This is a genomic window from Rheinheimera tangshanensis, from assembly GCF_014645135.1.
GTDB lineage: Bacteria > Pseudomonadota > Gammaproteobacteria > Enterobacterales > Alteromonadaceae > Pararheinheimera > Pararheinheimera tangshanensis.
This window is the reverse complement of record NZ_BMLH01000001.1, coordinates 331,378-357,543: the sequence shown is the minus strand read 5'-3', so window position 1 is coordinate 357,543 and position 26,166 is coordinate 331,378. Positions and strand designations below refer to the sequence as shown.

General features: G+C 46.6%; 27 protein-coding genes and 2 tRNA genes. 13 read left to right on the top strand and 16 right to left on the bottom strand.

The annotated features are described in order from the left end of the window. Positions 1–68: 68 nt before the first annotated feature. The 4 genes from miaA to tsaE are packed head-to-tail and all read right to left on the bottom strand — an operon-like array spanning position 69 to position 4,654. Positions 69–989 carry a tRNA (adenosine(37)-N6)-dimethylallyltransferase MiaA gene (gene miaA / locus IEW88_RS01655; RefSeq protein ID WP_147902988.1) on the bottom strand — a complete coding sequence of 307 codons (921 nt, stop codon included), beginning with the start codon at positions 987–989 and terminating at the stop codon, positions 69–71. Further along, entirely contained in the window at positions 979–2,724 is a 1,746-nt protein-coding gene (gene mutL, locus IEW88_RS01650; RefSeq protein WP_147902989.1) for a DNA mismatch repair endonuclease MutL, read from the bottom strand. The genes miaA and mutL overlap by 11 nt, the downstream gene beginning before the upstream one ends. Then, on the bottom strand, positions 2,724–4,172 hold the full coding sequence (locus IEW88_RS01645) for an N-acetylmuramoyl-L-alanine amidase (protein ID WP_147902990.1): 1,449 nt from the start codon (positions 4,170–4,172) through the stop codon (positions 2,724–2,726). Before IEW88_RS01645 ends, mutL begins: the two co-directional genes overlap by 1 nt. Then, entirely contained in the window at positions 4,169–4,654 is a 486-nt protein-coding gene (tsaE, locus tag IEW88_RS01640; RefSeq protein ID WP_147902991.1) for a tRNA (adenosine(37)-N6)-threonylcarbamoyltransferase complex ATPase subunit type 1 TsaE, read from the bottom strand. Before tsaE ends, IEW88_RS01645 begins: the two co-directional genes overlap by 4 nt. Positions 4,655–4,856: 202 nt before the next feature. Between tsaE and queG the strand changes: the two genes are divergently transcribed. Next, positions 4,857–5,996 carry a tRNA epoxyqueuosine(34) reductase QueG gene (queG, locus tag IEW88_RS01635; protein WP_147902992.1) on the top strand — a complete coding sequence of 380 codons (1,140 nt, stop codon included), beginning with the start codon at positions 4,857–4,859 and terminating at the stop codon, positions 5,994–5,996. Here the strand turns inward: queG and IEW88_RS01630 are convergent. From IEW88_RS01630 to orn, 5 genes are all read right to left on the bottom strand, one after another. Continuing rightward, positions 5,965–6,168, bottom strand: a complete 204-nt coding sequence (locus tag IEW88_RS01630) for a DUF1289 domain-containing protein (protein WP_147902993.1) — start codon at positions 6,166–6,168, stop codon at positions 5,965–5,967. The two genes, queG and IEW88_RS01630, sit on opposite strands and share 32 nt — an antisense overlap. A 52-nt stretch (positions 6,169–6,220) precedes the next feature. Continuing rightward, positions 6,221–6,715, bottom strand: coding sequence for a DUF4442 domain-containing protein (locus IEW88_RS01625; protein WP_053423885.1), 495 nt, complete (start codon positions 6,713–6,715; stop codon positions 6,221–6,223). Between the two features lie 376 nt (positions 6,716–7,091). After that, positions 7,092–7,167, bottom strand: a tRNA-Gly gene (locus IEW88_RS01620). A gap of 56 nt (positions 7,168–7,223) precedes the next feature. Beyond that, positions 7,224–7,299, bottom strand: a tRNA-Gly gene (locus IEW88_RS01615). 128 nt (positions 7,300–7,427) lie between these two features. Continuing rightward, a complete protein-coding gene (gene orn, locus IEW88_RS01610) occupies positions 7,428–7,979 on the bottom strand; it encodes an oligoribonuclease (RefSeq protein ID WP_053423884.1) in 552 nt (183 codons plus the stop codon). A 129-nt stretch (positions 7,980–8,108) separates the two neighbouring features. Between orn and rsgA the strand changes: the two genes are divergently transcribed. The 3 genes from rsgA to IEW88_RS01595 all read left to right on the top strand — a co-directional run bounded on the left by rsgA (position 8,109) and on the right by IEW88_RS01595 (position 10,790). Continuing rightward, a complete protein-coding gene (gene rsgA, locus IEW88_RS01605) occupies positions 8,109–9,152 on the top strand; it encodes a small ribosomal subunit biogenesis GTPase RsgA (protein WP_053423883.1) in 1,044 nt (347 codons plus the stop codon). Between the two features lie 14 nt (positions 9,153–9,166). Beyond that, positions 9,167–10,033: an archaetidylserine decarboxylase gene (gene asd / locus IEW88_RS01600; protein ID WP_147902995.1), complete on the top strand. Its 867-nt coding sequence runs from the start codon at positions 9,167–9,169 to the stop codon at positions 10,031–10,033. Positions 10,034–10,106: 73 nt separating this feature from the next. Further along, entirely contained in the window at positions 10,107–10,790 is a 684-nt protein-coding gene (locus IEW88_RS01595; RefSeq protein ID WP_147902996.1) for a glycerophosphodiester phosphodiesterase, read from the top strand. Positions 10,791–10,803: 13 nt separating this feature from the next. Here the strand turns inward: IEW88_RS01595 and IEW88_RS01590 are convergent, their stop codons facing one another. Then, complete coding sequence (locus IEW88_RS01590) at positions 10,804–11,199, bottom strand: MerC domain-containing protein (protein WP_053423880.1); 396 nt, start codon at positions 11,197–11,199, stop codon at positions 10,804–10,806. A gap of 164 nt (positions 11,200–11,363) precedes the next feature. On the opposite strand from IEW88_RS01590, the gene IEW88_RS01585 reads away from it, so the two are divergent. Both IEW88_RS01585 and IEW88_RS01580 read left to right on the top strand, forming a co-directional pair. Next, positions 11,364–11,672 (top strand): prephenate dehydrogenase, encoded by a 309-nt coding sequence (locus IEW88_RS01585; RefSeq protein ID WP_147902997.1) that lies wholly within the window; start codon positions 11,364–11,366, stop codon positions 11,670–11,672. A gap of 83 nt (positions 11,673–11,755) precedes the next feature. Next, positions 11,756–12,055 (top strand): hypothetical protein, encoded by a 300-nt coding sequence (locus IEW88_RS01580; protein WP_147902998.1) that lies wholly within the window; start codon positions 11,756–11,758, stop codon positions 12,053–12,055. On the opposite strand, the gene IEW88_RS01575 is transcribed toward IEW88_RS01580, so the two are convergent. Beyond that, positions 12,042–12,575 (bottom strand): DUF3016 domain-containing protein, encoded by a 534-nt coding sequence (locus tag IEW88_RS01575; RefSeq protein WP_147902999.1) that lies wholly within the window; start codon positions 12,573–12,575, stop codon positions 12,042–12,044. The two genes, IEW88_RS01580 and IEW88_RS01575, sit on opposite strands and share 14 nt — an antisense overlap. Before the next feature lie 237 nt (positions 12,576–12,812). Beyond that, positions 12,813–14,645 (bottom strand): translational GTPase TypA, encoded by a 1,833-nt coding sequence (typA, locus tag IEW88_RS01570; protein WP_053423876.1) that lies wholly within the window; start codon positions 14,643–14,645, stop codon positions 12,813–12,815. 439 nt (positions 14,646–15,084) lie between these two features. On the opposite strand from typA, the gene glnA reads away from it, so the two are divergent. From glnA to glnG, 4 genes are all read left to right on the top strand, one after another. Beyond that, entirely contained in the window at positions 15,085–16,494 is a 1,410-nt protein-coding gene (gene glnA / locus IEW88_RS01565) for a glutamate--ammonia ligase (RefSeq protein ID WP_053423875.1), read from the top strand. 121 nt (positions 16,495–16,615) lie between these two features. After that, complete coding sequence (locus IEW88_RS01560; RefSeq protein WP_147903000.1) at positions 16,616–17,128, top strand: DUF4124 domain-containing protein; 513 nt, start codon at positions 16,616–16,618, stop codon at positions 17,126–17,128. A gap of 79 nt (positions 17,129–17,207) precedes the next feature. Continuing rightward, on the top strand, positions 17,208–18,293 hold the full coding sequence (gene glnL / locus IEW88_RS01555; RefSeq protein WP_229670235.1) for a nitrogen regulation protein NR(II): 1,086 nt from the start codon (positions 17,208–17,210) through the stop codon (positions 18,291–18,293). Then, positions 18,281–19,690, top strand: coding sequence for a nitrogen regulation protein NR(I) (glnG, locus tag IEW88_RS01550; RefSeq protein WP_053423872.1), 1,410 nt, complete (start codon positions 18,281–18,283; stop codon positions 19,688–19,690). The genes glnL and glnG overlap by 13 nt, the downstream gene beginning before the upstream one ends. 108 nt (positions 19,691–19,798) lie before the next feature. Here glnG and IEW88_RS01545 read toward each other — a convergent pair whose 3' ends face one another. Both IEW88_RS01545 and IEW88_RS01540 read right to left on the bottom strand, forming a co-directional pair. Further along, positions 19,799–20,488, bottom strand: coding sequence for a hypothetical protein (locus tag IEW88_RS01545; protein WP_147903001.1), 690 nt, complete (start codon positions 20,486–20,488; stop codon positions 19,799–19,801). A 156-nt stretch (positions 20,489–20,644) separates the two neighbouring features. Next, positions 20,645–21,853 carry a M24 family metallopeptidase gene (locus IEW88_RS01540; RefSeq protein WP_147903002.1) on the bottom strand — a complete coding sequence of 403 codons (1,209 nt, stop codon included), beginning with the start codon at positions 21,851–21,853 and terminating at the stop codon, positions 20,645–20,647. Between the two features lie 98 nt (positions 21,854–21,951). On the opposite strand from IEW88_RS01540, the gene IEW88_RS01535 reads away from it, so the two are divergent. Further along, a complete protein-coding gene (locus tag IEW88_RS01535) occupies positions 21,952–22,830 on the top strand; it encodes a LysR substrate-binding domain-containing protein (RefSeq protein WP_053423869.1) in 879 nt (292 codons plus the stop codon). Here IEW88_RS01535 and IEW88_RS01530 read toward each other — a convergent pair. Then, the gene (locus IEW88_RS01530) at positions 22,827–23,342 is read right to left on the bottom strand and encodes a hypothetical protein (RefSeq protein ID WP_147903003.1); all 516 of its coding nucleotides are present in this window, start codon (positions 23,340–23,342) and stop codon (positions 22,827–22,829) included. The two genes, IEW88_RS01535 and IEW88_RS01530, sit on opposite strands and share 4 nt — an antisense overlap. Positions 23,343–23,492: 150 nt before the next feature. Then, entirely contained in the window at positions 23,493–23,948 is a 456-nt protein-coding gene (locus IEW88_RS01525; protein ID WP_185148518.1) for a Spy/CpxP family protein refolding chaperone, read from the bottom strand. Between the two features lie 158 nt (positions 23,949–24,106). On the opposite strand from IEW88_RS01525, the gene IEW88_RS01520 reads away from it, so the two are divergent. Together IEW88_RS01520 and IEW88_RS01515 are read left to right on the top strand one after the other, a co-directional pair. Then, positions 24,107–24,799: a response regulator transcription factor gene (locus tag IEW88_RS01520; RefSeq protein WP_147903005.1), complete on the top strand. Its 693-nt coding sequence runs from the start codon at positions 24,107–24,109 to the stop codon at positions 24,797–24,799. Positions 24,800–24,801: 2 nt separating this feature from the next. Beyond that, entirely contained in the window at positions 24,802–26,163 is a 1,362-nt protein-coding gene (locus IEW88_RS01515) for an ATP-binding protein (RefSeq protein ID WP_147903006.1), read from the top strand. Positions 26,164–26,166: the final 3 nt, after the last annotated feature.

Sequence of the window (26,166 nt, the reverse complement as noted above, 5' to 3'; positions counted from 1 at the left end):
TCTCTATATATGGATTATTATATTATTTTCAAGTCGTTAAATAACAACTTTTTTTCAATTATCTTTAACTAGCTTAGCGAAGTTAAAATGGCTTGCAAGTTTTCGGCCTGTTTGTCTTCAGTTTTTAACCAATTTAATTCAGGCCAGCTGCGTAACCAGGTTAGTTGCCGTTTCGCCAGTTGACGAGTAGCGGCAATTCCCTGCTCGATCATCTCCTGCTCAGACAGCTGTCCTTGCAGGTGCAACCACATCTGACGGTAGCCCACACAACGCATCGAAGGTAAATCCAAATGCAAATCAGGTCGTTGCATCAGAGTTTTTACTTCTTCAGCAAAACCAGAAGCTAGCATTTGCCGGAATCTGACAGCTATACGTTGGTGAAGTTCAGAGCGATCTGTCGGATTGATAGCAAATTGTTGCACCTGATAGGGAAAAGGCTCACCTTTTTGCTCTGTCAATTCAGTTAAACTCTTACCAGTTAACCGATAGACCTCTACAGCCCTGTTGACCCGCTGTGGGTCATTCGGATGAATACGGGCCGCCGACACCGGATCAAACTCTGCCAATTGCTGATGCAAATAGCCCCAACCGTGCTCTGCCGCTTCAGTTTCAATCTGTTGCCGTATCTCCGGGTCCGCTTCAGGCAAAGGCGATATCCCCTGCAACAGAGTGCGGAAATACAACATAGTGCCGCCTACAAGAATAGCGGTTTTTCCCCTGCTGTGGATATCAGCAATAAGTCGTAATGCGTCGTTACGAAAATCCGCAGCCGAATAAGCAAAAGCCGGATCCAGAATATCAATTAAGTGATGAGGTGCATCCAATAGTTCTGCCGCTGTAGGCTTGGCGGTACCGATATCCATACCTTTATAAATCAAGGCACTGTCGACACTAATCAGCTCAGAGGGGATGCTGTTATACAGATCAATAGCCAAGGACGTTTTACCGCTGGCTGTAGGCCCCATTAAAAAAATAACTTTAGGATCCATCTGAGTCCTGTAATAACTGAATAGAAGCTGTTAAATCCAGCGGCACGGCAGACCAATGTGGCCCTTGCTGACTTAACAGTGGAAAATGTTTCACCAAAGAAGCAGCCTGCAGCACTCCAGAGCCTAATAACTGCTGCAGTAATAAGCTTAGCAGTTGTGTATCTTGCTGCTGCAACCAGCCTTGCCACCATAAAGGTAACCACTGCGCTACTGCACTTTGTCGCAACCAGGCCGGCACAGCTCTGACAATTAAAGTTTGATTACTGATTAAAAAATCAAAACCCAAATGGCTTAATAAATCCGCTTTGCAGAGCAACAACTCTTGCTCTGTTTGTTGTAGCGTTAAGCGTACTGGCATCAATAAAGGTAAAGGCTCTGCACCTTGTTCCAGCCATAATCTGGCGCTGCTCAGTGCTATATCGACTAACCAGAGTTGATCTGAGCCAGAGCAGAGCAAATAACGATTCTGGCTTATCAGAGCATCGTGTCGTACAACAGACACTGATTGCTCCACCCGCTGAGTTTTTTCAGCAAAAACCGGCCAGCTTTGTGCTGCAGGTTGTGCTACCGCAGGTCGATAAGGTTGACCTGCATAAGCTGAAGGTCTAGCAACATAAGAAGGAACTGTGGCAGAACGCTGAACAGGTTCAGATCTGGTTTTTAGTGCTGAAGCTTCCGGCATAGCAAAGGCAGAAGGTTCTGGTGGTACTACAACCTCACTACTCTGTTGCTGCGGCTCTAACTGCAATAACGCGTCAGTTAATGCCGAGGCAACAAAATCGTGTACTAAACGAGCCTGATGGAACCGAACTTCATGCTTGGCCGGATGCACATTGACATCCACCTGACGTGGATTAATGTCCAGATAGAGTACAAAAGCCGGTTGCTGTTCAGCACTTAGCATAGAGCCATAAGCCTGACGTATCGCATGATTGAGTAACTTATCTTTCATCATACGGCCGTTGACATAGCTGTACTGACATTGCAGTTGCTCTTTACAGGCTGAGGGCTGCAACACCCAGCCCCAAAGCTTTAAGTCGTCATAAGCGACTTCAACAAAAGCAGCCTGTTCCAGAAAGTTTTTGCCACACAAAGCGGCTACGCGTTTTTGCTGCGCTTCGCGGCTATCGGCTTTTTTCAGCTGCCGTACTGTTTGACCGTTATGAATTAAAGTCCAACTGACATCAAAACGGCTTAATGCTAAACGTTTCACCAACTCATCAATATGCGCAAACTCGGTTTTGTCGCTACGCAAAAACTTACGCCGGGCCGGAGTATTAAAAAACAGATCCAGCACTTCAATACTACAGCCATCCGGATGAGCTGCAGGTTTAATTTTTACCTGCATATCACGGCCCTCGGCACAGGCTTGCCAGGCTTTATCCTGAGCAGCTGGTTTTGACGTTAACGTCAGACGGGAAACAGAGCTGATAGAGGCCAAAGCTTCACCCCTGAAGCCCAGACTGACTATTTGCTCCAAATCATCCAGAGAGCTTATTTTACTGGTGGCATGTCGACTTAACGCCAGGCCTAACTCAGCTTCAGCTATGCCAGAGCCATTATCACGAATAAGGATTTTTTTGCTGCCACCACGCTCAATCTCAATCAGAATTTGATCGGCACCAGCATCCAGGCTGTTTTCGACCAGCTCTTTGACGACAGAGGCAGGACGTTCTACCACTTCGCCTGCAGCAATCTGGTTAGCCAGTTGAGGAGGTAAAATTTGAATAGGCATCAGGGGATCCGTAATACCTGACCAATCAGAATGTTGTCACTTTTCAGATTATTGTGCCTGCGAAGTTCAGCCATGCTGACTCCATACTGTTTCGCCACTCTGGATAAAGACTCACCCCGTTTTACTTTATGAGTCCGATTGCTCATTGCAGGGACAGCTGATGATCGTCTGTGTGTGGAGGGCATAACACTAGGCACTGAGCGGCCATTATTTTTATGGGCGGCAAATAACGAATCCGCTGGCGGTGATTTTTCAAAATAACCTTTGATAGCCCGAAACATAGCCAACGCCAGCTTGTGTTGATGATTTGAATCTTTCAGTAAACGTTCTTCGTTGTAGTTCGATATAAAACCTGTTTCAAACAGAATAGATGGAATATCTGGCGCCTTTAACACAGCCAGACTGGCAGCCTGCGGCTCCTTTTTATGTAAGTGGGCTATGGGTGCTACTTCACGTAATATCTCTTTCGCTACTTCAAACCCAGTGACCATCGAATGATTCATCGACAAATCCAGTACGGTTTGTGCCAGATACCGTTCGTTAGCCGAGTCTTTAATGACTTCGGCCACACCACCTAATAACTCTGAATGTTGTTCGGTTTGTTCCAGCATCCGTCCCACTTCGGTCGTAGCGCGGCGCATCGACAACACCCAGACCGATGCGCCATGAGCTTTGCGGTTTTGTACAGCGTCTGCGTGCACCGAAATCAATAAATCAGCTTGTTTTTGACGAGCGATATCCGGTCTTTTATTTGGGTGAATATAGTAATCACCGGTACGGGTTAGCACAGCTTTTAAGCCAGGTTGCTTATTAATCATATCGGCTAACTGGCGCGATATAGATAAAGTAATATTTTTCTCATAGGTGCCTTTAGGTCCGACCGCTCCCGGATCCTGACCACCGTGCCCTGCATCAATAGCGATAATAATATCCCGCCCTGTCGCTTTGCTATGGGGCGTACCTTGAGGCGCTGAGCTTACAGGCTGAGATACCACTGCTTGTGGTCGTGACGAAGTCACTGAGGTAACAGGCGCTGTCTGATTGGACGCAGCGACAACACCTTGCGCTTTTATATCTACCACCAGACGATGGCCATAAGGCGGTGAGGGTGGCAAAGAAAAAATACTGTCATTGACCGGAAAAGCCAGTTCGATCACCACGGCAGTAGCAGCACTTGGTGTTCTGCTGGCATAAACCCGCTTGACCAGAGGTGAGTCCCCACTGACAGTGCCTATGTTCAAGCTAGTGACACCAGCAAGCTCTATTTCCAGTCGGCTTGGGTTACTTAAGCGTTTTACTTTGTGTGTGGGGGCATTGGCCAGATCTAACACCAATCGGGTATTGTCAGGCGCATGCCAAATGCGCACACCTTTGACACTGTTCACTGCCCAGCTTTGGCTGGACACAAGTAACAGCAGCAGAGCAACAATTCTGAGTGTCAGACTCATTGAGCCTGCTCCCATGCCAACTTAATAGCGTTCAACCACAGCACAGCATCAGGCTGATTCGCCGTTACACACAACTGACGCTGATTTTGATCGATCTGTAACTGCAGATCCAGATCAGCATCCGCCAATAAACCATAACCTCGTTCAGGCCACTCAATCAGACACAAGTTGCCTTTGGAGAAATAGTCGCGAATCCCCATAAACTCCAGCTCTTCCGGATCGCGAAGACGATACAAATCAAAGTGAAAGACCTGCTGTTCAGCAATAGTGTAGGGTTCAACCAAGGTATACGTAGGGCTTTTCACATTGCCATGATGTCCCATAGCCTGCAACAAACCACGACTAAAGGTAGTTTTACCTGCCCCTAAATCACCCTGCAAATACACTACTGCTCCATGGCGTAAATGGGGTGCAAATAAGGCGGCCAATGCCAAAGTAGCGGCTTCATCCGCTAAATGAAAAATGTAGCTTTGAGCTGTCATCTGTACCTAAGCTGAGTGATCTCAGTCGTCACAATTTTTTAAGCGCACGTGCTGTTTGACTACAGCAGATGAATTGACCGCTATGCTAACAAAAACAGCGCAGTGCAGCCAGTTTCTTCTGAAACAGGAAGTATAAAAGTCAAAGCAAAAACCTGAGCGGCTTTTATGCTAAAGTGCGCAGCGAATAGTAGTGGATCTCAGTATGACCAACAGCATCAATTGGCAGCAGCTTGCAGAGCAAATTAAAGAATGGGGCCAGCAACTCGGCTTCCAACAAATAGGTATAACCGATACGGATCTAACATCGGAAGAACCTAAATTACAGCAATGGCTGGATGCGGGTTATCATGGTGAGATGGACTACATGGCTGCTCATGGTATGAAAAGAGCGAGGCCTGCTGAATTACATCCAGGCACTATTCGGGTGATCAGCGTACGAATGGATTACTTGCCAGAGCATGCACAGTTTGCCGCCAATCTGGCCGATCCTTCGATGGCCTACATCAGCCGTTACGCGCTAGGGCGCGATTACCATAAGCTCATTCGTAACCGATTAAAACAGTTGGGCGAACGGATAGAAAAAGAGTTGGGAGCATTAGGTTTCCGGCCTTTTGTTGATTCGGCCCCTATTCTGGAGCGGCCGCTTGCAGTCAAAGCTGGCCTTGGTTGGCAAGGTAAACATAGTCTGGTGTTGAATCAGGATGCTGGTTCCTGGTTTTTCCTCGGCGAATTGCTGGTTGATATTCCGCTGCCTGTCGACGCTGTGCATACAGGAGACTGCGGCTCTTGTGTGGCTTGCATCACTATTTGTCCGACTCAGGCTATAGTAGCGCCTTACACAGTGAATGCCAGACGCTGTATTTCTTATCTGACGATAGAACTGCAAGGTGCTATTCCAGAAGAATTCCGGCCTTTGCTTGGCAATCGCATTTATGGTTGTGATGATTGCCAACTGGTATGCCCTGTTAACAGAGCAGCGGATACCACCCAAGAGCAAGACTTTCAGCGCAGACCACAGTGGCTGAATACATCTTTGCTGGATTTATGGCGCTGGACTGAAACTGAATTTTTAAACTACACAGAAGGTTCTGCGATTCGCCGCATAGGTTATCAACGCTGGCAACGCAATATTGCTGTCGCTTTGGGTAACGCACCTTTTGATCCTGCTATTGTCGACGCGTTAGAACAGCAACTGGCGTTAGCCTCTGACTTGGTGGCAGAGCATATTCAATGGGCTTTAAGACAGCAGCAGAATAAAAGTCTGTTACAGCAAAATTTATTGAGTCGCCAGACCGACCGTTTAGTTCGGGTTATTCAGAAGGGTTTACCGCGCGATGCTTAAGATCAAACTGAGGCTTTGCAGCCAAACGCAGCTGCGCGTCTTGTAAAATTTGCAGTTTCTGAGTCCGATCCGCGGTATGCCAGTCTTTAATCTCCTGCAAAGTGCGACCACAGCCCAAACAAACATCAGAGTGATTTAAACAGCAAATGCGGTTACAGGGTGATGCAGGCATAGAAGTCTCCGTTATTAAATTCATCATAGCCTGCCAACTAACTATCCAAACTTTATTTTCTCTGTTTAGGCACCCAGGCCCAGACAAACTCTGCGATGACAGGCTCCACATTCAGCTCATCAGTAATTTTCACCAACATAGTGATCTCGCCTTTTTCTGTGTCACGAATGCACTGAATTTGTTCATCCGTCAGTGAGGTCGTTGCCACCAGCTTCCCTGTCGCTCTTTTGACATAGTTCAGCTGCATCGACTTTAACAGCGGAATACGATCGTCAGCCACATGCAAACCGACTAAAAAACCACTGGCTGATTCCCCCAGCAAAGCCATAGCAGCAGCGTGCACAGAACCTATATGGTTTTGTACTTTGGTCTTGTTCGCCAAGCTTAATTGCGCCTGTTGAAAATTTAACAAATCAACTTTGACCGAGGCAGTACCAGCAAATTTCACAGCTTTACCAAACAATAAAGTCAGCAGAGGAGAACGTAACCAAGGCGAGTAGTGATTGATTTTGGTCACATAACGGCCGAGTTTATTAATGGCTTTCATACTGGTCTTACCTGTAAGTTTTAGTCAGGCAAAGATAGCAGCAATAAAATCCGCCAGCAAGTTGAGTTCAAGGCAAAAGAGTAAGTTTTAGATTTAAGATGAAAATAAAAAATGGAGTAAAATTTGGAGCGGGCAACGAGGCTCGAACTCGTGACCTCGACCTTGGCAAGGTCGCGCTCTATCAACACAACTGTGCCAGTACAAGTGATGATTTTATTAACTATGAAGATTAAAGAATTGACTTGAAACTTGGAGCGGGCAACGAGGCTCGAACTCGTGACCTCGACCTTGGCAAGGTCGCGCTCTACCAACACAACTATGCCAGTACGAGTGATGATTTTATTAACTATGAAGATTAAAGAATTGACTTGAAACTTGGAGCGGGCAACGAGGCTCGAACTCGTGACCTCGACCTTGGCAAGGTCGCGCTCTACCAACTGAGCTATGCCCGCATGCATGGGATCTTACTGATTTTTATCAAACTGGTATTGGTAGTCCAATTTGAATTTGGAGCGGGCAACGAGGCTCGAACTCGTGACCTCGACCTTGGCAAGGTCGCGCTCTACCAACTGAGCTATGCCCGCATCCTGTTGTCAATAATTTGTACTCTTTACTTTGGTTGTAAAGAAGATTACTGAAAACACCGCTTCAATCGATTTTTCGTTCGAAGCGGCGCGCATTTTACAAAATTCCTTGGCCTTTGCAAGAGATTTTATTCAGGAATTTTGAAAAAATGCTTTTTATAAACTGCTAATTCCGCAATAGATTCCCGAATATCATCAAGAGCTAAATGACTTGATGACTTTTTAACCAGCTTAGTCACTTCAGGGTACCATCTTCTGGCTAGCTCTTTCACTGTGCTGACATCCAGGTTGCGATAGTGGAAAAAAGCCTCAAATTCCGGCGCATACTTGACTAGAAAGCGTCTGTCCTGGCCAATGCTGTTGCCACACATAGGTGATTTGCCTGCAGGCACATAATCAGACAGGAAGCTGATGGTCTGTGCCATAGCATCTGCTAATTCAACTTCACTTTCCAGACAGCGCTTGGTCAAACCACTTTTACCGTGAGTTTCAGTACACCACGCATCCATGCCATCTAATACAGCTTTAGGTGTTTTAATAGCAAATACAGGACCTTCAGCCAGTATATTCAGTTGGCTATCGGTGACTATAGTAGCCATTTCTAAAATGACATCCTGTTCTGGATCCAAACCAGTCATTTCCAGATCGATCCACACCAGATTATTCTCATTGCTCGCCATGCTTTATACCCTAGGTAATATGCAGCCAGTATTGCTGCTTTGTAACTTGCCCGAATAGCGGTATCATACTATGCCTTAAGCAAAGTAAAAACCGCCGTAGTCAGGCAACAGTAAAGATACAAGGCCCCAGTGACCAAGAAAAAGCATCTCAATCAACGCCAGCATCAACGTATAGCCGCCAATCAGGATCGTCGTTTAGCCAGGGCTCAGAATAAAACCAACAAACCAGAGCTGGATTCTGACTTATTGACTGAAGCTGAACATGGCTTAGTGATCAGTCGTTTTGGCCAACATGCCGATATTGAAGATAGCTCAGGCCAGATCTTTCGTTGCAATATCCGCCGCACTGTTAACTCTCTGGTGACAGGTGACAAAGTGGTGTTTCGACGCACTAAAGTGCCAGGCGGTGGCCCAGAGGGTGTTGTCGAAGCTGTTGCTGAGCGCGAATCCGTATTACTGCGTCCTGACTTTTATGATGGTTTAAAACCTGTAGCTGCCAATATAGATTTGATGATTATTGTCTCTGCGGTTTTACCTGCGTTTTCGCTGAATATTGTCGACCGCTATTTAATAGCGGCCGAAGCTATGCATATTAAACCTTTGTTATTGTTGAATAAAATTGATTTATTAACGGAAGAGCAACGTGCTGAAGTCGATCAGCAACTAGCGATTTATCAAAAGATTGGTTACGAATTTTTATTACTCAGTGCCAAAACCGGCGAAGGCACTGCTCAGCTGGATGCCTACCTGAAACAAGGTGTTAGTATTTTTGTTGGTCAGTCTGGGGTAGGAAAATCCTCTTTAGTAAATAACCTGTTGCCGGATATTTCCGCCGAAACCCGCGAAGTGTCGGAGAATTCTGGTTTAGGCCAACATACCACCACTACGGCTCGTTTGTACCACCTGCCTGACGGCGGCGATCTGATTGATTCGCCCGGTATCCGCGAATTTGCCTTGTGGCATTTAGAACCAGAGCAAATTGCTTTAGGTTACCCTGAATTTAAAGACTGGCTGGGACGCTGCAAATTCCGTGATTGTAAGCATTTAAACGATCCGGGCTGTGCCTTACAGCACGCTGTCAGTATCGGTGAAATTCACCCGGAACGTTTTGCTAATTACCATAAAATCTTGCTGAGTATGGCGCAGGATAAACCGAATTATTTTCAACCCTGAGGTTTAAATCCACTATGGATCAAGTCAAAATCGCATTGCAATACGTAATGCCAAAGCATTTACTGTCCCGTCTTGTTGGCTATTTGGCAGCAGCACGTTTAGGTTTTATCAGCCATGCGCTGATTAATCTGTTTATCAAAGCCTATAAAATTAATATGGCTGAAGCTAAATTTGAAAAGGCTTCGGATTACGCCAGCTTTAACGAGTTTTTTACCCGTCCGTTAAAAGATGGCTTACGTCCTATCGATACCGACGATGATGTGGTTTGCCAGCCGGTAGACGGTGCGATCAGTCAGTTAGGTGATATCGTCGATGGTAAGTTAATTCAGGCGAAGAACCACAATTATTCATTGCAAGCCTTATTAGGCGGTGATGCGGCGACGTCAGCGCCTTACGCCGGCGGTAAGTTCGCTACTATTTATTTAGCCCCTAAAGATTATCACCGCATTCATATGCCTATCAAAGGCACCTTACGTGAAATGATTTATGTACCGGGAGAGTTGTTTTCAGTGAATCCGCTGACAGCCGAAAACGTGCCGGATTTATTCGCCCGCAACGAACGAGTAGTCACGATTTTTGATACTGAACTGGGCCCTATGGCTTTGGTATTAGTAGGCGCGACTATAGTGGCCAGTATTGAAACCGTCTGGGCCGGCACTGTAACTCCACCTGCTGGTAAAGATGTCTTCCGCTGGACTTATCCCGCCACAGGACCACAAGCTGTTACTTTAGACAAAGGTGCTGAAATGGGTCGCTTTAAATTAGGATCCACAGTGATCCTAGCGTTCCAGGCCGGTCAGATTGAGTTTACAGACAAGCAATACCCAACAGCGGTGACACGCATGGGCGAGCCTTTTGCCGAGATAGTCTCTAAAGGTTAGATGATAGAAAGCAGAGCCCGGTCTCTGCTTTTTTTATTCCTCAGAGTTTTGTGTCTGGCGACGGAGAATATTAATGCAAATTTTTGCCCATCGTGGGGCCAGTGGCTCTTATCCGGAAAATACCTTGCTGGCGATAGAGCAAGCTCTGTTGGCAAAAGCGGATGGCATTGAAATTGACGTGTTTTGTGTCGAAAACGAGCTGGTGGTGATCCACGACGAAGATGTGAGCCGCACCACCAATGGTACAGGCTTACTGCACAATTTTACGTTGCAACAATTACAACAACTGGATGCTGGTTCAGGCCAACAGGTTCCTACCTTATGGCAGGTACTGCAACTAGTGAACAACCAGGCCTTGTTGAATATTGAGCTGAAAGGTGCAGACACAGCAGAAACATTAGTAGCCCTGCTTAAAAAAGCGGAAACAGAACTTGGCACAAAGCCGGACAAACTGCTGATTTCTTCTTTTAACCATCATCTGCTGAAACAGATTCAAAACCACAGACCAGATTTAAAACTTGGCGCCTTAACGGCCTCATTACCTCTGGATTATGCCGCCTTTGCATCAGAGCTCGGTGCCTGGTCAGTGCATTGTGATAAAGGTTTTATCAACCAGCAGATGGTACAGGATGCGCATCAACGTGGCTTAAAAGTGCTGGTCTATACAGTGAACGACGCCTGCACAGCGAAAAAACTGCAGCAGTTGGGTGTAGACGGGATTTTTTGTAACTATCCACTGCAAGCCAGAAACTGGTAGCAGGTGATTAAGCTTAATGCTTGTGGCTGTCGCAGCTATGGCATTTATTGCACAGGCGGATATTTAAGATATGCGCCAGTACAACAAAAGAGGCACCAACAATCAAAATATAGTGCTCGTAGTCGTGGCCAAAAATGTCTTTTTGCCAGTAAATAAAACCACCTAAAAACAGCGAATAAAAAGGGTAAATCTTTTTATGGTAGCGATGAAAACCGGCAAATAGAGTGATAAAACCCAACACCATAGTGATCAATAAAATAATCCGCTCAAAGGCATGGTTGTGCCAGGCACTCAATCCCAATAAAGGCAACACAGGCAATAACACAGGTAGCATAATGCAATGAATAGCACACAAAGACGTGATGGCTATACCTACTTTATCTAATGTATTACGAACCTGGCTCAGCACGAATTAACACTCCGATTTTAAAGGAGTGAGATAATATAACAAATCAAAACAAAAACAAACCGCTCTGAGTAATCTTTTCGAACCCTAAGTAAAAAGCTCAGCGACTCAATCGGCATCAGACGTTGGCTGTGGCATAATGCGGAAAATTTTGGGGAGACACAATCATGGATCAATTACTGGAACAACTGGATCAAAACTTAAAAGATCTGTATCGCAAAGCTTTGGACGCAGACGCGATTTTGGATGACATCCAGCAACAAGGTCATGGCAAGTATCAGACCATTTTTGTTAACGACAAAAGCTTTCAGGTCAGCAGTAACAGATTTATGCCTTATTTAAGTGAAGCAGCCGAGCAAGTAGCAGCTATGCGCCAAACACAGCAGTTTAATACAGCCACTTTACAACGTGTGGTCAAACAAATTCAGTTGCTACACAAAACTCTGGCAGAGTTTCGTCAAGCAATCACAAAATAGCCTGTTTTTTAACTCGCTTATAAAAAATTATTCTAACGACACCAGGCCATTGCACTACTCTAACTAGGTAGAAGGAGTACGCCATGGCCAGCTTAACCACTTCAGTAGACAATATAAAACTGGAAGCACGACAATTCGCGCTGTCCGGCGGTCAAACTCGTTCTAATCCAGGCTCTGCTTTAGCCAGACAATTAGAACCCTCGGTACAACAACTTAAACAGCAACAGCTGGCAGAAGTTTTGCCTGAGCCACAGCAGCAAAAAGAAGAACCGCGGCAAGACTCAATACGGGTAAGCAGCACGCTGGGAAAAGCGGCTTCCAGTGGTCAATTAAGCCGTGAGGAAGCCATCGCTATTTACAGAGAAATAGCTAACCTTTTGTAGTCGTATTTTGTTGATAAGAAGCAACTACAGGCATTAGAGTCTCTTTAAACCAACGTTCCAGCATCACCCTTTCATGTTCCAACGGACGATCGGCACGTACATTGCTGATCCGGTTCATAAAGCCCATGTCTTTGAGCTTTATATCTTTTTCTTCTGCCACTACAACCTTGTTTTGATCAAGCAATGTGTAGCTGAAATTGACTCTTGGGATAAAAATATCCTTGATCACGCGGATCTGTTGCCCCGTCTGAGTCATCATATGATTCACGTCTCCCGCCAAATCTATATCGGTGACCACGACAGTCCAGCTGAAACCTTCAGGTAATTGTTTAGCCAAATCAGCAAAGATTTTATCGAAGCTGGCCATAGTGCGTTTTTCATAGCTACCCCGAGGTTCGTTGGCTGGTTTCATGTCCGTAAACTTTTTATAGTCCTTGTATTCAACCTTTACTTCTGCGGCTGCAGCGGCTGTGATAACCAGCATAGAAAGCATCAATACACCAGATTTAATAAAACGCATAACTCACCTCTTTTCGTTTCTGGCAACCACTGATCAATCCCACCTAATGCTAGAGGGCAGTGACGCTAAATCTACTGTTACCAATATAGCTCAGTATCTTAGTTTGCCGAAGTGATTAATTGTGCGTAAAAGTGTTCAGATGTAACAGCTTACTGACATCAGCTGAGGTTCAACGTCCACTTCCCCTCAAACAAAAAAACCGCCTTGTGGCGGTTTTTTTACTCTTAAACGACGTGATTAACCGGCACGGCCAGCACGTTTACGGTCGTTTTCCGTTAAGTGACGTTTACGGATACGAATAGATAATGGCGTTACTTCCACCAGTTCATCGTCATCAATAAATTCCAGAGCCTGTTCCAAAGCGTAACGGATTGGTGGAACCAGGTTGATGGCTTCGTCAGTACCAGAAGCACGTACGTTAGTTAACTGTTTGCCTTTTAAGCAGTTTACAGTTAAATCGTTGCTACGGCTGTGGATACCAATGACCTGACCTTCGTACACTTCTTCGGCGTGACCGATAAACATACGACCACGTTCCTGCAAAGAGAAAATCGCGTAACCAGCCGCTTTACCCGTCGCGTTAGAAATCAACACGCCGTTCATACGCTGACCTATAGTACCGCCTTTGTATGGACCGTAGCAGTCGAAACTGTGGTACATCAGACCAGTACCTGAAGTCAGAGTCATAAATTCTGTACGGAAACCAATTAAACCACGGCTTGGCATATTGAAGTCCATACGAATACGGCCTTTACCATCCGGTTGCATATTGGTCAGGTCAGCTTTACGCTCACCCATTTTTTCCATGATAGAACCCTGGTGCTGTTCTTCCACGTCAATGGTGACGTTTTCCATCGGTTCGGTTTTCACGCCGTCTTCGACGCGCATGATCACTTCTGGACGAGATACGGCCAGTTCAAAACCTTCACGACGCATGTTTTCGATTAACACGCCTAAGTGCAATTCACCACGGCCTGATACTTTGAACTTGTCACCATCTTCTGTTTCTTCAACACGTAAAGCTACGTTGTGTTTCAGTTCAGCATTTAAGCGATCCAAAATCTGACGTGAAGTAACAAACTTACCTTCTTTACCTGCAAATGGAGAGGTATTGACCTGGAAGGTCATCGTCACTGTCGGCTCGTCAACTTGCAGCGCTGGTAATGGTTCCAGATTGTTTGGAGCACAAATGGTATCGGAGATTTTTAACTCGCCTAAACCAGTGAACGCCACTATGTCACCCGCGTTGGCTTCAGTGGCTTCAATACGCTCCAGTCCTAAGTAACCAAAAACCTGACCTACTTTCGCATTACGCTTAGTACCATCGGCACCCAAAACTGTCACTTGCTGGTTTGGCTTTAAAGTACCGCGCTTGATACGACCAATACCGATGATACCTAAGTAGCTTGAGTAATCCAGCTGAGAGACCTGAATTTGAGTATCACCATCCAGCTCAACAGCTGGTGGAGCTACGTGCTCAACAATAGCGGCGAACAAATCGTTGATATCTGTTTTTGGCTCGTTGTAATCAAGAGTCGCCCAACCATTGATAGCTGATGCGTAAACGATAGGGAAATCTAACTGCTCGTCAGTTGCGCCTAAGTTGTCAAACAGGTCAAATACCTGGTCAATCACCCAATCAGGACGTGCGCCCGGACGGTCAATTTTATTCACAACTACAATAGGCTTTAAACCGTGAGCGAAGGCTTTTTGAGTAACGAAACGCGTTTGTGGCATCGGGCCTTCAACAGCGTCAACTAATAACAATACAGAGTCAGCCATAGACAATACACGCTCAACCTCACCACCGAAATCGGCGTGGCCCGGTGTGTCCAGAATGTTGATGTGGTAGCCATTCCAGCGTACTGAAGTGTTTTTTGCCAAAATGGTTATTCCACGCTCAGATTCCTGGGCGTTGGAGTCCATCACACGTTCTTGTAATTTAGCTCTGGAATCAAAAGTGCCTGATTGTTGCAGTAACTTGTCAACTAAAGTTGTTTTACCATGGTCAACGTGCGCGATAATGGCGATATTACGCAGTTTTTCTATTGCTGAAGCGGTTCCGCTCATTGATATTTCCTCTGTGGCACTAGCTGACCATAAACCTGATTACTAGGCATTGACTAAAAGTTGTTCGAATTCAAGGGCGCGTATTCTACTCTGTTTTTGTACAGAAAGAAAAAAATAACTTTGATCTTCGGTAGCTTTTTTTAAAACTATGTAACCAAACGAGTTATTTCAACGCTTTTAGGTGACAGTGCGATGAAACTTGCTATTTTAAGTCAAAGCACCAAGCTGGGGCTCTTGCTTCACAATGAGGCAACATTGCACCAAATTAATGCAAACCCTAATTTCAACCTGAACAAACAAGAATAAAAGACTATAAAAATCAACACTATAAATATATGGCACAAGAATAGCATTTCATTTTGCAAAGCTTTGGCCTAAGCCAGCATTATAAAAACAGGTGCTCGATCGCACCCGTCAACAGCACAAACCGGAGGAATGCATGTCTGCATCTAAAGTACTGAGTTTTATCAAAGAGAACGACGTAAGATTTGTTGATTTACGCTTTACAGATACCAAAGGTAAAGAGCAACACGTTACTATTCCTGCCAGCCAGATCAACGAAGATTTCTTTGAAGACGGCAAAATGTTTGACGGCTCTTCCATTGCAGGCTGGAAAGGCATTAATGACTCAGACATGATCCTGATGCCTCAGGCAGACACCATGTTACTGGACCCGTTCTCTGAAGAAACCACAATAAACATTACCTGTGACGTGATCGAACCAAGCACTATGCAAGGTTACGAACGCTGCCCACGTTCTATCGCTAAACGTGCAGAAGAGTACCTGAAGTCTACCGGTATTGCTGACACTGTATTGTTTGGACCTGAACCAGAATGGTTTATGTTTGACGACGTACGTTTCAAAAATACGATGTCTACAGCTTTCTTCGCTATCGATTCTGCTGAAGCTGCATGGAACTCGGATAAAGTATACGAAGGCGGTAACAAAGCGCACCGTCCTGGCGTAAAAGGCGGTTACTTCCCGGTACCACCAGTAGACCAACACCACGATATCCGTAGCGCCATGTGTGTGGTACTGGAAGAAATGGGCCAGACTGTTGAAGCACACCACCATGAAGTTGCTACTGCGGGTCAGAACGAAATCGCGACCCGTTTCAATACGTTAACTAAAAAAGCTGACGAAACTCAGGTTTTAAAATACGTGATTCACAACGTTGCTAACCTGTACGGTAAAACTGTGACCTTTATGCCAAAACCTCTGGTTGGCGATAACGGTTCAGGTATGCACTGTCACCAGTCATTAGCAAAAGACGGTGTAAACCTGTTTGCTGGTGATAAATATGCTGGTTTGTCAGAAACTGCCCTGTACTACATTGGCGGTATCATCAAGCACGCGAAAGCAATTAATGCCTTCACTAACCCTTCTACGAACTCGTACAAGCGTTTAGTGCCACATTTCGAAGCACCAGTAATGCTGGCTTACTCAGCCCGTAACCGTTCAGCGTCCATCCGTATTCCACTGGTACCAAGTGCGAAAGCACGTCGTATTGAAGTGCGTTTCCCGGATCCGGCGGCTAACCCGTACCTGGCATTTGTTGCTCAGTTAATGGCTGGTTTAGATGGTATTCAGAACAAGATCCACCCAGGCGATGCCATGGATAAAGACTTGTATGACCTGCCACCAGAAGAAGAAGCACTGATCCCTCAGGTCTGTGGTTCTTTAGACGAAGCTCTGGATGCACTGGATGCAAACCGCGCTATCTTCACTAAAGGCGGCGTCATGTCTGACGCGATGATCGATGCGTACATCGAACTGAAACGCGCTGAAGCTAAACGTGTATCTGTCGCAGTTCACCCACTGGAATACGAACTGTACTACAGCGTTTAATACCGCTTGTAAGATGCCTGAAAACCCGCGCCTGTCGCGGGTTTTTCTTTTTCAGCTATTTGAGATCCTATTCAGGACAGATTAGAGTGAAGAAAGGCCTCTCTATCACTCTAAGGTAGATATGAACAAGCTGATCTGTTGTTTTGTGTTTTTCTGCAGCTCGCTGCAGGCACAGCAGGTGTATCTCAGCGTCGATAAAAACGGAGTACCGCTGTATTCAGACCAAGCAGTGGCCGGCTCCAAAAAGCTGGAGCTGAAAGTATCATTGCCAAGTCAACCTACGCAACCAGTCGCTCAAATTACTCCTCTAGCCTCGTTAACCGAGAACGTAGCCTCTTATCAACTGACTATACTAACCCCAGCCATGGAAGCGACTGTGATCTCCAATCAAGGTGAAGTGCTAGTGCAAACAGAAGTACAGCCAACCTTAGCGGATCAGCACAAGTTACGGTTAGTACTGGATAACATTCAACACAGTCCACTGCAACAAAGTAGTAATTTCCGAATGCTCGGGGTGGAGCGAGGAGAACATCAGCTTCAGTTACAAGCAATAGATCAAAACGGCAAGCTAATTGCAGAAAGTACTATCACAACCTTTTATTTACGTAAAACAACAATAGCTTCACCAAAATAGTGCATTTTGACGGTTAGCCGTCCTATTTTACAGTACACTGTGAAATCAGAGCACCATTTTGGTGCAAAAGGTACACACAGTGACCCAAGAACAAAAGACGATGGATTTTTCCACCACCGACTTTACCGATCAGCTCAGCACCGCCATTTTGGTGCTCGATAGCCAGCTACAGGTGCAGTATTTTAATACCGCCAGTTCGGCTATGTTTGGTGTGGGCGAAAAACGGCTGGCGCAGCAGTATTTTTTTACCTTATTTCAGTACACGGATCTAACCTCCAGTTTCTTTTTAACCGCATTGCAAAACCGGCAAGGTTTTGGCATCAGTGATGTACAGGCCGTATTACTGGATGGCCGACATATTTTGCTGGACGTGACAGTCAATCTGATTGAACAGCCCCATTTAGCCTTGATGCTGGAATTACGTCAGGTCGATCAACAGCGCAAAATCAGTCTGGAAAGTTTGCAACAGCACCAACATTTAGCTGCGCGAGAGCTGATCCGCGGTTTGGCTCACGAAATTAAAAACCCTTTAGGCGGTTTACGTGGCGCAGCTCAGTTGCTGGAAGAGTCATTAAATGACGATCAGAAAGAATACACTCAGCTGATTATTGCCCAGGCAGACCGACTACGAAATTTGGTAGACCGTTTACTCGGCCCCTACAAAGCTCCGAATAAAAAGCCATCCAACGTACATCAGGTGCTGGAACGAGTCAGCCAGCTGGCGCAAATGGACAACCCTACTCATGTGCAATTTCAGCGGGATTATGATCCCAGCATTCCGGATTTTTCCTTCGACCCTGAACTGATAGAGCAAGCTCTGCTAAACATAGTGGGCAATGCACAGCAGGTGTTGACTGAAGGCGGGCAAATCACCTTACAAACCCGGATCCTCAATCAGCATACCATTCACGGCCGCCGCCACCGTTTAGTCGCAGCCGTTAAAGTGATAGACAACGGCCCTGGTATTCCCGCTGAAATTAAAGACACTTTATTTTTCCCTATGGTCACAGGCAAACCCGGCGGTACAGGCTTAGGTTTGTCGATCGCTCAAACCTTAATTCACCAGCACGGTGGCTGGATTGATTGCGAAAGCTGGCCGGGGCAAACGGCTTTTACTTTGTATTTACCGCTCAATAACTCTGGAGAAGAACAATGCAGCAAGTAGTCTGGATTATTGATGATGACAATTCGATCCGCTGGGTGTTAGAGAAGGCACTGGCCAGGGCTGATATTGCCTGTGAAAGTTATGCGTCGGCCGATTTAATGTTGCAACGCTTGCAGTATGAACAACCTACCGTAGTGGTATCCGACATTCGGATGCCGGGCACAGATGGCATGGCATTACTGACTAAATTGCAGGAGTTATCGCCTGAACTGCCCGTCATTATTATGACGGCGCATTCGGATCTGGACAGCGCCGTCAATGCCTTTAAAAAAGGCGCCTTTGAGTACCTGCCTAAACCTTTTGATGTCAACGAAGCCGTGTCGCTGATACAACGCGCTTTGGCTCATAGCCAGGCCAAACAGCCAAAACAGCAGGCTGTGGCACAAACTGAAGTACCGGAAATTATCGGCGAAGCTCCGGCTATGCAGGAAGTATTTCGCGCTATAGGCCGCTTATCACGCTCCAGTATCAGTGTACTGATCAACGGTCAGTCAGGTACGGGTAAAGAGTTAGTGGCTCATGCGCTGCATAAACATAGCCCACGAGCGGAGCAGCCTTTTATCGCATTGAACATGGCCGCTATTCCAAAAGATTTAATAGAGTCTGAGCTGTTTGGTCATGAAAAAGGCGCGTTTACCGGCGCAGCCAATTTGCGCAAGGGCCGTTTTGAACAGGCCGATGGCGGCACTTTATTCCTCGATGAAATTGGTGATATGCCATTGGATGTGCAAACCCGTTTGTTGAGGGTTTTAGCAGATGGCCAGTTTTATCGGGTCGGTGGTCATCAGGGCATTAGTGTGGATGTGCGTATTATCGCGGCAACGCACCAGAATCTGGAGATTTTAGTGGCTGAAGGCAAATTCCGTGAGGATTTGTTTCACCGCCTGAACGTGATCCGTATTCAAATTCCGGCATTGAAGGACCGCAAACAGGATATCCCGAAACTGGCACAGCATTTCCTGCAGCAGGCGGCCCGCGAACTGAATGTCGAAGCGAAAAATCTCGCTCCTGAGACCGAAAAATTTTTAGCTCAGCTCGACTGGCCAGGTAACGTACGTCAACTGGAAAATAGCTGTCGTTGGCTGACGGTGATGGCCAGCGGTAAGCAGGTGTTGTTATCCGACTTACCGCCCGAGCTGACTACTGCACCTAAAGTGGTGGTTAACTCTACGGCTGGTGGTCAACAAAGCTGGCAAGATGCCTTAGCGGCCTGGGTTAGTCAAAAGCTCAATGCAGGTGAAGAAAATATACTGGCAGAAGCAGGACCGGAGTTTGAAAAGATTGTGCTGCAACAAGCACTGCATTACACCCACGGTCATAAACAGGACGCGGCTAAACGTTTAGGCTGGGGTCGTAATACGCTGACCCGTAAGCTGAAAGAGTTGAATATGGAATAGGGATGAGTTGTTCATCCCTTCTTGCTGGTAAATTCAGTCCGACTGAATAAAAAAACCGGTCAAATGCCACATCAATACATCTGACCGGCAGGAAATTGGTCTTTCGCGTTAAAAAGGCTCGAGCGCAATTTCTATGCTGGTGTAATACAACGAAGTTAAGCCTTCATAGCCAGAATCTGTACCCACAAAAACCCAAACTCTCCCCTGCCCGTCACTGTACAAAGGAATTCGTTCCTTGGTGGTGGTTTGTACTGTCTTTGCAGCAAATGTCGAGCCATCACAAGCCGCATCTTTGGCTGCCACATGACCTATCACTTTGGCTTGACTGCCAGACTGTGATTGCTGTCCTTTATCCACATTCAGGTAATAACCTTCCTGCCTGGGCTCTTTATCAGCATAACCAAACTTCAGGTACACGCTTTCGCCCGGTGCGCCTCCTACTCCGGCGCAGTCCACACCAGCATTGGATAAAAATGTCAGCCGTACTCTGGCGTAATATTTAGTTGAAGGTTCAAGCCCGGAAAACTGATTCTTTAAATACATAAACAGATCGTCGCTGCGATTCATGCCTGACAGGTAAAATCCCTTTTTAGCCGACTCGCCCGGTAAAGCGCGAAGCCCGGACTCCAACTGATAAATTGTTGCGTTATCCGCAGGATAATCTGAAAAGCCAGCAGTCCAGCCATGACTGCCTGTATTGAAATCAAAATTAAAAGCCTTGTCTGCGCCGAGCAATTCCATATTGCATCCAGACAGCTGCAAACAACCCAACCCTACCAGTAAAGCCCAGTGCTTCATCACAGATCTCCTTCAGTTAGCTCTAGTCTAAGAACAACCAGGAAAAACCCTGTGACCATTTGTAATGGTTCGGTTGGCAAAAGTTACTGAATATCAGCAAAAGGTAAAACCAGCCACTCAAAGCAGCTGGTTCGAATACGACTGAGCCACGCTGAATTAAAGCGGAAAAGGTTGCTCTATGCTGATGGCTGGTTCAGTAAACCAACGGGGACCTGAGGCTGTCATATAAAAATGATCTTCAAGCCGTACGCCAAATTCACCTGGTACGCAGATCATAGGTTCGTTACTAAAGCACATCCCAACAGCCAGTGGCGTGTGTTCATTGCGCACCAGATAAGGCCCTTCGTGAATGTCCATGCCGATACCATGGCCTGTTCTGTGTGGTAAACCAGGCAGAGCATAATCCGGTCCTAAGCCATGAGACTCCAATACTTCACGGGCTGCGGCATCCACCAGTCCACAAGCCAAACCCAACTTTGCCGCTGCAAAAGCTGCCGCCTGAGCAGCCTTTTCTGCAGACCAGATGTCACGCTGACGAGCTGTAGGCTGACCAAAGACATAACTGCGGGTGATGTCAGAGACATAGCCCAATAAACGACAGCCCGTATCAATCAACACCATATCGCCCTTTTCAAGGTTTTTTGGCGTTTTCACCCCATGCGGGTACGCCGAATCTGGTCCAAATAACACGATGCAAAAGTACGAACCACTGGCCCCGACTTTACGGTGGGCGTCATCAATAAAAGCTTCCACTTCCGCTGTACTGATGCCTTCATACAAAATACTGGCCACAGCTTTGTGTACAGCTAAGGTCATATCCATAGCTCGCTGCATAATGGCTATTTCTGCTGCCGACTTCTGCGCTCTGCAACCTTGTGTAATGGCTTTAGCACTGACGACCTGCTGCTTTGGATCAGCCTGACGTAAACCTTCGAAGATAAAAAACGCACTGCTGTCATCCAGCGCCAGCACTGGTTCGGCTTTAGCACAGCGTTGCTTGAAGGTGCTCAGCAACAGCTCGTACGGATTTTCATGTTCATGCCAACCCAAAACCTCGCCTTTCATCACCTGAAAACTTGCCAGAGTCGGGATTTCAAATACAGGACTGATGTAGACCAGCTCCCCACTAGCTGGCAGCAAAGCACCAACCAAACGCTCACTGGCGTACCAAAGGGTACCAGTAAAGTAACTTAAATTAGTACCCGCATTCAGGAATAAAGCATCTATACCCTGCTGCTGCATTAGCTGCTGTGCCTTGTGAATACGGGCCTGATACTCAGCGGCGCTGATGGCTTCGACGCCCGCGATCATAGGTTCTAAGCTGTCCAGCGCTTGTTGTTTGGTTTTCCCGCCTATCTGACTCATTCTCTGCTCCGCTATTCTGTTGATAGTTCAAAGTATGCAGCTGTGATTACATGAATTAAAATGATATAAATTCAACACATCATGAATTGGATTCATCCATGTTACCTCCACTGAAAGCACTGCAAGCCTTTGAAGCCACAGCACGACTAAAAAGTTTTAGCAAAGCGGCAGAACAACTTTATGTTACTCAAAGTGCAGTCAGTCATCAGGTGAAACTGTTGGAAGACTTTATTGGCCAGCCTTTGCTGCTGAGACAAAATAAAAGTGTCGAGCTGACCCAGTCCGGCGATATGTTGTATTCAGTGGTGCGGGACTGTTTTGTCCGGCTAAATTCTGTGACTCAGCATTTACTCAATCAGCCGCCTGTCCAACTCAAAATTCTGGCACAAACCTCCATAGCTGTAGAGTGGCTGGCTCCCCGTCTGGAGTTGTTTAAACAACAACATCCGGAGTTGGATACCTTGTTGGATATGGCTTCGATGGCAAATAACGCCGATCCTGAGCTATACGATATTATCCTGGGCACCTGGCCTGCTCCGGCTGGTTTTGTCAGCCGGCAACTACGAACTGAGTTCTGGTATCCGGTGTGTGCTCCGGCTCAGTTTCAACTATTAAAGACGGACAACGCAGCTGAATTACTGCATTACCCGCTTTACAGTTCAGAAACCGGGGAAGACTGGCAATTATGGTGTCAACATCAGCAGCTACGCAGCCCAGCGGCTATGCAACTGCGTTATGTCAATCTGGCATTATTGGCGACAAAAGCTGTCACAGCGGGTAGTGGCTTTGCCTTGTCGAATGACTTTATCGCTGGCACAGCTTTAGCCAGCGGTCAGTTGGTGGCATTACGCCAGTTCAGCTATCAGCTGCCCTGGGGCCAATATCAGTTGCATTACAAAACCGACAGCATACAAAGCACCGCTGTGGCTCATTTTATTCAGTGGCTGACAGAACAACTACGGCCAGTAGCTGCTTAAAACTCAGTACGCTGCGCATAAGCTCGCCAAAACATCACGCCACAGACAAAGAAGACGAATGCCAGTACCAGCGGCAGACTGTTCCACTTGTTCATTACGATGATGTTGTTTTCCGGCCACAGCAGTTTTTTGTTGGTCGCCGAAGTGCGCACACCGTGAATTAAGAAGTCTCCGACTTTGTTTTCAATAAAAAATATCAGCTGATTTTCCCTGTTTAAAAAGCCATACAACTGCTGGGTATTGTCGCAATCCTGTCTGCCTTGCAGCGGTAACCACTCCGTCGACAAGCTGCTTTTTAGATAAATAATGCCTTTACCGGCTAAATCAGCATCACAGTTCATGCCGCTGAGGACCGCGGGTACCTGCAATAAATCTGAGCCATCACTTTGCACTGTGTATTTTGGAAAAAAAACAAACACAGCCACTGCAGCCGCAGCCAACACAAAACTGCCCAGGCTGGTCCACTTTAACTGCGCAAGGCTCCAGTTCAAATACGACAGACTTTTTTTCATAACTCACCCCAAAACGCAAAAAGCGATAAGTTAGCAGTGTCAAGCTGGTAAGGAAAGCACGGTGTGATGATCGTGAAAGAGTAAGTGCAGCTTTATCAATAAAAAAACGGCAGCCTGCATCAGCAGACCGCCGTTTCTCAGCTGTTTAAATTAAGACTTAGCTTCTGCTCTGGCCTTAGCTTTTTCCTGCCATTTTTGCTGACGCTCTGCTAATTTAGCTTTTTGCTCCACTGTCAGCACCTTATTGATCTCAAACTGTAATTTAGCGCGGGCCACTTCGTGATCCAGTTTGTCTTTCTGTCTGGACTCCAATAAAGCCCGCACCGCCGCCTCGTCAAAAGTATCTGCCTGCACCAGGGCTTTGAGCTGCTCCATTTCTGGTTTGAGTTCATCGCGTTTTGGCATGCTGGCGCGGTGTTGTTCCATTAGAGTTTTAATTTGATCTTTTTGTGCCTCCGTTAAATCCAGCCCTTTTAAGGCTTTCATATGAAAACCAGCTGCCGGGCCGTGGCCTTCATGACCACGGTCAGGGCCTGCAAAACTGCTGATGCTGGTGGCAGCTAATAAACCACTGAATACCAATGCAATCACTGTAGAATGTTTCATAGTGTCTTTCCTCATTTGCCTTGTTTGGCTCTCATTGCGACAGTGATAGCTTACGATACCCAATGCAAAGCAGCGCAAAGCCAACGTAAAGGTTGTGTAAAGGACTGCAACAAGTTTACGCTGTCTTTTACACTGGCAAAAAATGCTCTGGAGCCAGAATGACTTCTATATTAATGATTGATGACGATGTAGCGCTGACCCAACTGGTTGCCGAGTATCTGCAACTGGACGGTTATGAGTTTAAAGCTGTGCATCAGGGGCCTGAAGGTCTGGAACTGGCCAGATCCAACGCTTTTCAATTGGTGCTGCTGGATATCATGTTACCGGGTATGGATGGCCTGACGGTATTAAAACAGCTACGCCAATATAGTTATTGTCCTGTACTGATGCTGACCGCTCGCGGGGATGAAATAGACAGGGTGGTTGGGCTTGAACTCGGTGCAGATGATTATCTGGCCAAACCTTTTAGCCCCCGTGAGCTGGTGGCACGCATCAAAGCTATTTTGCGCCGGGTTGAGCTGATCCAGCAACAGCAGCAACCTCAACTGGCGTCATTGCAAGTGAATAGTCTTAGGCTGGATAGCGCCAAACGCCAGATTTTTGTGGAGGACAATGTGCTGGTACTGACCGCCACTGAATACCAAATTCTTGAACTGTTGATGCGCCATGCCGGAGATGTAGTCAGTAAAGAAGATTTAAGTCAGCTGGCTCTGGGGAAAAGATTGCAACTGTACGATCGCAGTCTGGACATGCATATCAGTAATATCCGCAAAAAAATTGCTCACTACGATGAGGCTGAGAAAATTCAGACCTTAAGAGGCTTAGGTTATGTCTTGCTGGAAGGCGAATAGCGATGAACTGGTCCCGCTGTAATCCGGTGAACTATCTGGCTGGCCGAATTTTTTTGTGGTTTTGGCTGGTGCTGTCTGTAGCCGTGGCTGGCGCAATTTTACTCGCCAGAGGCTGGCCTGAACAAACTGAAATACGGCGTTTACCTCACCCTGTCGCAGAGCAATTCAGGCACCTGAAAGAACACTTTCAGCCTTTTGCCAACCTGACGACCTTACAACGCGATTTGGAACGTAAATACAAAGGGCGTTGGCTGATGGTCGATGTGGACAGCAATCAGTTACTCAATCCGGACGCTTTGCCCTCAAACTTTGATCCGAATTGGCTGACTGAACTGTCGCAACTGAACCGTCCGCGTTTACTGGTGCACAAAAATACCTATGTGGCCGGACCCTTGCTGACAGTCATTTCAGACAAAAATATTGCGTTGTTTCAGTTAAAACAACGACCTGAACAAGCCTGGTGGCAACTGCATGCACTGCCGGAAGGCTCATTACTGACTTTGCTTCTGGCCGTATCGGCGGTAGCCAGTCTCATTCTGGCCTTGTCGATCACCCGGCCTTTACGTGAACTCAGCAGCAGCCATTTAAAGTTTGCTCAAGGAGAACTGGACAACAGGGTGACCGCCCTGGCTGCCCGTAAAGATGAACTGGGTGATTTAGGCCGGGGCTTTAATACCATGGCGGCCCAGATAGAAAACCTGATCCATAATCAGCAGCGCCTACTGCGGGATGTGTCGCATGAATTACGTTCTCCACTGACCCGCTCGCAATTAGCCCTGGCATTGCAACAACGTCAAGGTGACCATCCGCAATTGCAGCGTATAGAAATGGAGTTGAAACTTTTGGATCAACTGTTGGATGAGTTATTAACCTTCAGTCGCCTCGATGCAGGTCAGTACCCGTTGGAAAAACAGCAGTTGGACTTAACAGAACTGCTCAGCGCTATTATTGAGTTAAATCAACTGGAGGCCGACGCAAAACAACAACAGGTACAGCTCAATGCACCTGAACAGTGCTGGTTGGCCGCAGATCAACGTTTATTGGGCCGTGCTATTGAAAATGTGCTGCGAAACGCTATTAAATACAGCCCGGCAGAAAGCTTGATTTTATGCACGCTGAAGCAACACGAACAACAGCTCGAATTGCTGATACAGGATCAGGGGCCTGGTGTACCGGAAGAAAGTTTATCGCACATTTTTTCGCCTTTTTATCGGGTATCGACAGTACGCGAACATCAAAATGGTACGGGCCTTGGCCTGGCGATAGCGGCCTCAGCCATACGGCAACATCAGGGCAGTATCGAAGCTTCTGTACCTGCAACAGGCGGTTTATTAATACGGATTTTGTTACCTCTGAGCCACTAAGGA

Excerpts from the sequence above, each read along its gene's own strand:
- IEW88_RS01525 (WP_185148518.1), bottom strand. The coding sequence starts at position 23,948 with ATGAAACATTCTACAGTGATTGCATTGGTATTCAGTGGTTTATTAGCT.
- IEW88_RS01545 (WP_147903001.1), bottom strand. The coding sequence starts at position 20,488 with ATGAAGCACTGGGCTTTACTGGTAGGGTTGGGTTGTTTGCAGCTGTCT.
- IEW88_RS01515 (WP_147903006.1), top strand. The coding sequence starts at position 24,802 with ATGAACTGGTCCCGCTGTAATCCGGTGAACTATCTGGCTGGCCGAATT.
- glnA (WP_053423875.1), top strand. The coding sequence starts at position 15,085 with ATGTCTGCATCTAAAGTACTGAGTTTTATCAAAGAGAACGACGTAAGA.
- mutL (WP_147902989.1), bottom strand. The coding sequence starts at position 2,724 with ATGCCTATTCAAATTTTACCTCCTCAACTGGCTAACCAGATTGCTGCA.
- IEW88_RS01645 (WP_147902990.1), bottom strand. The coding sequence starts at position 4,172 with ATGAGTCTGACACTCAGAATTGTTGCTCTGCTGCTGTTACTTGTGTCC.
- IEW88_RS01535 (WP_053423869.1), top strand. The coding sequence starts at position 21,952 with ATGTTACCTCCACTGAAAGCACTGCAAGCCTTTGAAGCCACAGCACGA.
- glnG (WP_053423872.1), top strand. The coding sequence starts at position 18,281 with ATGCAGCAAGTAGTCTGGATTATTGATGATGACAATTCGATCCGCTGG.
- IEW88_RS01585 (WP_147902997.1), top strand. The coding sequence starts at position 11,364 with ATGGATCAATTACTGGAACAACTGGATCAAAACTTAAAAGATCTGTAT.
- IEW88_RS01575 (WP_147902999.1), bottom strand. The coding sequence starts at position 12,575 with ATGCGTTTTATTAAATCTGGTGTATTGATGCTTTCTATGCTGGTTATC.
- IEW88_RS01560 (WP_147903000.1), top strand. The coding sequence starts at position 16,616 with ATGAACAAGCTGATCTGTTGTTTTGTGTTTTTCTGCAGCTCGCTGCAG.
- IEW88_RS01530 (WP_147903003.1), bottom strand. The coding sequence starts at position 23,342 with ATGAAAAAAAGTCTGTCGTATTTGAACTGGAGCCTTGCGCAGTTAAAG.
- IEW88_RS01595 (WP_147902996.1), top strand. The coding sequence starts at position 10,107 with ATGCAAATTTTTGCCCATCGTGGGGCCAGTGGCTCTTATCCGGAAAAT.
- asd (WP_147902995.1), top strand. The coding sequence starts at position 9,167 with ATGGATCAAGTCAAAATCGCATTGCAATACGTAATGCCAAAGCATTTA.
- typA (WP_053423876.1), bottom strand. The coding sequence starts at position 14,645 with ATGAGCGGAACCGCTTCAGCAATAGAAAAACTGCGTAATATCGCCATT.
- IEW88_RS01540 (WP_147903002.1), bottom strand. The coding sequence starts at position 21,853 with ATGAGTCAGATAGGCGGGAAAACCAAACAACAAGCGCTGGACAGCTTA.
- orn (WP_053423884.1), bottom strand. The coding sequence starts at position 7,979 with ATGGCGAGCAATGAGAATAATCTGGTGTGGATCGATCTGGAAATGACT.
- IEW88_RS01630 (WP_147902993.1), bottom strand. The coding sequence starts at position 6,168 with ATGCCTGCATCACCCTGTAACCGCATTTGCTGTTTAAATCACTCTGAT.
- tsaE (WP_147902991.1), bottom strand. The coding sequence starts at position 4,654 with ATGACAGCTCAAAGCTACATTTTTCATTTAGCGGATGAAGCCGCTACT.
- IEW88_RS01580 (WP_147902998.1), top strand. The coding sequence starts at position 11,756 with ATGGCCAGCTTAACCACTTCAGTAGACAATATAAAACTGGAAGCACGA.
- IEW88_RS01520 (WP_147903005.1), top strand. The coding sequence starts at position 24,107 with ATGACTTCTATATTAATGATTGATGACGATGTAGCGCTGACCCAACTG.
- queG (WP_147902992.1), top strand. The coding sequence starts at position 4,857 with ATGACCAACAGCATCAATTGGCAGCAGCTTGCAGAGCAAATTAAAGAA.
- IEW88_RS01625 (WP_053423885.1), bottom strand. The coding sequence starts at position 6,715 with ATGAAAGCCATTAATAAACTCGGCCGTTATGTGACCAAAATCAATCAC.
- miaA (WP_147902988.1), bottom strand. The coding sequence starts at position 989 with ATGGATCCTAAAGTTATTTTTTTAATGGGGCCTACAGCCAGCGGTAAA.